Genomic DNA, 4,417 nt, shown 5'->3' with positions numbered 1-4,417 from the left:
AATTCACCATTAATTAGAATTCTTTTCTGGTGTACTTGACTATGTATCTTCACGACATCAGGAATTTCATCCTGACTTAGAAATAGTTCCTTTAAAGCTAGTTGCGCAGTAGAGAAACTCTCATCACTTATTTCATAATTTTTAAGCATATCTCATTTAATTAGATTTAAGATATATTTTCATTAGAAAGCGTTGTAAAGCAGCCTACACAACATTATTCATTTACGTGTACTAAACAGTTATTTTCAACGACCGAATAAGTTCCCCATTAAAACTCAAAATTATATATTGCATTCCATATGTCTTCTTATTCCATTGTTTAATTTCTGTACTTCCCTTATGAGTTTTTCCTTCGTCATGCACTACACCTGTTTCTGAAAAACAGTTTGCATAAGCTGAAGAATCAAAGCTGTCTTGTGCTTTAACTAAATTCGTTACTATAATCGGTATATTTATAATTTATTATTTTTAATCGTCAACTTTTAAATGGTCGGTACCATTCCACCATCTATCACGTATTTGTGCCGGTTAAATAACCAGCTCTTGGAGAAACCAGAAACCCCACAAATTTTGCCATATCTTTCGGTTCTGCCAGTCTCCCAAAGGGAATACCACTCAATGCATTAGTGCAGCCTCTTTTGCAGGCCTCCTTAGCAGGCGATCAATAATTTTGGAGTCTGGATGTCAAAATAGTAAACACGCTACACATTCTTAATTCAAAAATGTTAAATTTGCTTTATGAGTTTTTCTCCGAAATCTAAAGTATGGGTATACCAAAGCGACCGCGAATTTACTGCTGCCGAAGTTCAGGCTATTGAACAGAAGTTACAGGACTTTACCAGTCAATGGAAAGCACATGGCCACCAGTTAGATGCTAAAGCAGAAGTAATTTATAATTTCTTTATTGTTTTTACCGTTGATGAAGCCACAGCCAATGTTACCGGTTGTTCTATCGATTCCTCGGTACGCCTGGTTAAAGAAATTGAACAGGAATTTAATGTAGACTTGTTTAATAGGTTTAATATGGCTTATGTTGCGGACAACAAAATCATAGCCCTTAATAAGGAAGATTTTGAGACGCTGATTTCTATTAAAAAGATTGGTCCACAAACCATTGTTTTCAACAACCTGGTTCAAACCTTAGAAGAGTTTGAAAACAAATGGGAAGTGCCTTTCGAAAAAAGCTGGCACAGTACTGTTTTCGCCCATTTAATGTAACTTTCTATTTATAGATCAACACTTCTATTTCTCCATCTTCAGTTACCGTTCCCCTGTACATTCCAGCGGTGTTAAATGGCATCGCTACGTTTCCAGCGCGGTCCAAGGCAATTAAACCTCCATCGCCACCCATTTTGCCCACCTTTTCAATGGCAGCAGCCGCGGCATCCTGCAGGCTCATCTTTTTATATTCCATCATAGCTGAAATATCGTAAGCCACCACATTGCGAATATAAAACTCCCCCCAACCCGTTGCAGATATACCTGCAGTTTCGTTATTTGCATAGGTACCTGCACCAATGATCGGCGCATCACCTACCCTGCCGTATTTTTTATTGGTCATTCCTCCGGTAGAGGTTCCTGCAGCCAGGTTTCCGGCCTGGTCTAAAGCCACTGCCCCTACGGTACCAAATTTATCATCTCTATTCTTAATGCCCAGTAAATTGCTTTTTTTGCTGACATGATCCAATACTGCTTTGACGGAATCTTGCTTAATCGCTCTTTGTAAACCGTCCCAGCGGTCTTTGGTATAAAAGTAACTCGGTGGAACGATCTTCAAGCCAGCTTGCTTCGCAAATTGCTCTGCACCCTGGCCTACCATCATCACATGTTCAGACTTTTCCATCACGGCCCTTGCTGCTGATATCGGATTCCTGATGGTCGTTACCCCGGCAACGGCTCCCGCCATCTGCGTTTTGCCATCCATCATGGCCGCATCCATTTCATTTTTTCCATCATGTGTAAAAACAGCACCCTTGCCTGCATTAAACAAAGGCGAATCTTCCATCGTATGAATGGTAACTTCCACCGCATCCATGCTTGATTTACCGGCTTTCAAAGCATCATAACCGGTTTTTAAAGCCAGGGTTAATGCTTCCCGGTAATCAGCTTCCTTTGCCGGTGTCATGTTTGCCTTTAAAATAGTGCCTGCACCACCATGAATAACCATTACATATTTTTTCTGTGCCCATCCAGGCAGCGTTGCTAGCAGCATCAGGGCCAGGATCATTAAATAAATCAGGGATTTAGTGGTCTTTATCATTGGTTTAGGTTAATGAATAATAAATTGTTAAACAGGCTTAAAAATCTAATGGGCCTAAGCGTCTCATGTTTCTCATGATCAGGTATTGGCGTTTCTTAATATAGTTCGTAGGCCGAACTGGTGTCCATCGTCTTGGATTTGGGAAACAAGCAGCAATCAAGGCAGCCTGGCCGCGCGTCATCTTCCGGCAGGATTTGCCGTAATACGTCTGCGAAGCTGCTTCTGCGCCATAAATCCCATCACCCATTTCAATAACATTTAAATACACTTCTAAAATACGCTCCTTGCTCCACAATAACTCTATTAATAAAGTAAAATAGGCTTCGAACCCCTTACGCAACCAGGAACGGCCCGGCCACAGGAATACATTCTTGGCGGTTTGCTGTGAAATTGTGCTGCCACCCTTTACATTTTTACCCTTGGTATTATCGGCATAAGCCTTTTCAATGGCCTTCAGGTCGAAACCCATGTGTTTCAAAAACAACTGGTCTTCGGCAGACACCGCAGCTCTTTTCATGTTATCAGAGATTTCTTCAAAAGGCACCCATTCTTTCTCTAATTTAAATGGCCTCCCATCGGTCTTCCGTTCGATATTACGCACAATCATCAACATCGTGATGGGTGGATTAACGAAGCGATAGAGCAGTACCCAAAATACACTGACCACTAAAAACCAGATCAGCACTTTTGCAAGTAGAGTGGTAATTTTTTTCAAAAAAGGTTGTTGCTTTTTTTGTGGAGCGCGTCGTACTTTTGCCATGAAATCAAAGGTAACAAATCCTTCATTTCAGCATTCAATAAATTTGTTACATTCGTTATATTCAGTCACATAAAAAATAACACACATGAAATATACAGCATCGAGGCTCTCTGAGGGCAATAAAGCATTTCCAATGGAGATACACTTAACTGAAAGCAGTGTAGAGATTAAGAAACCAGGTGTATTTAGCGGCGAATCTAAATACCTGAATTATGAAGACATCACTGCTATTGAAATTGATACCCCGATGATTGGCTTTTCTACCATTACCTTATACCTCAATGGCACCCAGGTGAAAGTACATGGCTTTTCTAAAAGTGACGTACAGCAAATCAGGAAACAAATAGACGAGTACCGCAGCCTGCGGAAAAAGTAGACACAAAAAAAAGCGTCCTGAAATTCAGGACGCTTTTTTTATATCGAATAAGTTTGACTATTCTGCTACAACTTCGAAAGGAACTTTAACTTTCACTTCTTTGTGTAAGTTTAAGTTAGCGATATACTCGCCAACAAATTTAGGTTCAGTTTCGAAAGTAATGCGGCGACGGTCAACATCAAAACCTTGTAGTTTTAACGCTTCAGCAATCATAATAGTGTTTACTGCACCAAAAATCTTACCAGTCTCACCAGCTTTAGCACCAATAGATAACTTAACATCAGCTAAACGTACAGCAATACCTTCAGCGTCTTTTTTAATTTTATCTTGTTTAAAAGCAGCTTGTTTTAAGTTTTCTGCTAAAACTTTTTTAGCTGAAGGCGTAGCCAAAGCACCAAATCCTTGTGGAATCAGGTAATTACGGCCGTATCCTGGCTTTACATTCACGATATCATCTTTTTCCCCTAGGGACTTGATATCTTGTTTTAATATAATTTCCATCTCTCAGCTCTTATTTTAATTGGTCAGCAACGAAAGGTAACAAACCAATGTGGCGTGAACGTTTAACCGCTTGCGCCACTTTGCGTTGAAATTTCAATGAAGTACCCGTTAAACGGCGAGGTAAAATTTTACCTTGGTCATTGATGAATTTCAATAAAAAGTTTGCGTCTTTGTAATCAATGTATTTAATCCCGTTTTTTCTGAAACGGCAATATTTTTTTCTGTTATCGTCCACTTTTGGAGCGGTAACATATTGTATTTGATCCTTAGCCATTATACTGCAGCCTCCTGTTTAGGTTTTTTGTTAAAAGCACCACTGCGTTTCTTCTCATTATAAGCAACCGCATGACGGTCTAATCTAATGGTCAGGAAACGTAGAACACGCTCATCGCGTTTAAGCTCTAACTCCAACTTGTTAATTAATTCACCTGAAGATTTGTACTCTGTAAGGTGGAAAAATCCGCTTGCTTTTTTTTCAATCGGATACGCTAATTTTCTCAAACCCCAATTGTCCTCTTGA

General features: G+C 39.7%; 7 protein-coding genes. 2 read left to right on the top strand and 5 right to left on the bottom strand.

Going from position 1 to position 4,417, the window contains the following annotated elements:
- The first annotated feature begins 738 nt into the window (after positions 1–738).
- Positions 739–1,218 (top strand): ABC transporter ATPase, encoded by a 480-nt coding sequence (locus ACR2F3_RS01775; protein ID WP_432708265.1) that lies wholly within the window; start codon positions 739–741, stop codon positions 1,216–1,218.
- 4 nt (positions 1,219–1,222) lie between these two features.
- On the opposite strand, the gene ACR2F3_RS01770 is transcribed toward ACR2F3_RS01775, so the two are convergent.
- Positions 1,223–2,260, bottom strand: coding sequence for an isoaspartyl peptidase/L-asparaginase family protein (locus ACR2F3_RS01770; RefSeq protein WP_432708264.1), 1,038 nt, complete (start codon positions 2,258–2,260; stop codon positions 1,223–1,225).
- Positions 2,261–2,297: 37 nt separating this feature from the next.
- Positions 2,298–3,020: a monofunctional biosynthetic peptidoglycan transglycosylase gene (gene mtgA / locus ACR2F3_RS01765; protein ID WP_432708263.1), complete on the bottom strand. Its 723-nt coding sequence runs from the start codon at positions 3,018–3,020 to the stop codon at positions 2,298–2,300.
- Between the two features lie 85 nt (positions 3,021–3,105).
- Here mtgA and ACR2F3_RS01760 point away from each other — a divergent pair, with 85 nt between their 5' ends.
- The gene (locus tag ACR2F3_RS01760) at positions 3,106–3,396 is read left to right on the top strand and encodes a PH domain-containing protein (RefSeq protein WP_432708262.1); all 291 of its coding nucleotides are present in this window, start codon (positions 3,106–3,108) and stop codon (positions 3,394–3,396) included.
- A 57-nt stretch (positions 3,397–3,453) separates the two neighbouring features.
- On the opposite strand, the gene rplI is transcribed toward ACR2F3_RS01760, so the two are convergent.
- From rplI to rpsF, 3 genes are all read right to left on the bottom strand, one after another.
- Positions 3,454–3,897 (bottom strand): 50S ribosomal protein L9, encoded by a 444-nt coding sequence (gene rplI, locus ACR2F3_RS01755; RefSeq protein ID WP_432708261.1) that lies wholly within the window; start codon positions 3,895–3,897, stop codon positions 3,454–3,456.
- A gap of 10 nt (positions 3,898–3,907) precedes the next feature.
- Entirely contained in the window at positions 3,908–4,171 is a 264-nt protein-coding gene (gene rpsR / locus ACR2F3_RS01750) for a 30S ribosomal protein S18 (protein ID WP_196859830.1), read from the bottom strand.
- A partial coding sequence (rpsF, locus tag ACR2F3_RS01745) for a 30S ribosomal protein S6 (protein WP_432708260.1) occupies positions 4,171–4,417 on the bottom strand: 247 nt, incomplete at its 5' end. The genes rpsR and rpsF, both read right to left, overlap by 1 nt.

Source organism: Pedobacter sp. (genome assembly GCF_045627485.1).
GTDB lineage: Bacteria > Bacteroidota > Bacteroidia > Sphingobacteriales > Sphingobacteriaceae > Pedobacter.
This window is presented reverse-complemented; position numbering and strand designations above follow the sequence as displayed.

Coding starts and splice junctions, on each gene's coding strand:
- ACR2F3_RS01775 (WP_432708265.1), top strand. CDS start 739: ATGAGTTTTTCTCCGAAATCTAAAGTATGGGTATACCAAAGCGACCGC.
- ACR2F3_RS01770 (WP_432708264.1), bottom strand. CDS start 2,260: ATGATAAAGACCACTAAATCCCTGATTTATTTAATGATCCTGGCCCTG.
- mtgA (WP_432708263.1), bottom strand. CDS start 3,020: ATGGCAAAAGTACGACGCGCTCCACAAAAAAAGCAACAACCTTTTTTG.
- ACR2F3_RS01760 (WP_432708262.1), top strand. CDS start 3,106: ATGAAATATACAGCATCGAGGCTCTCTGAGGGCAATAAAGCATTTCCA.
- rplI (WP_432708261.1), bottom strand. CDS start 3,897: ATGGAAATTATATTAAAACAAGATATCAAGTCCCTAGGGGAAAAAGAT.
- rpsR (WP_196859830.1), bottom strand. CDS start 4,171: ATGGCTAAGGATCAAATACAATATGTTACCGCTCCAAAAGTGGACGAT.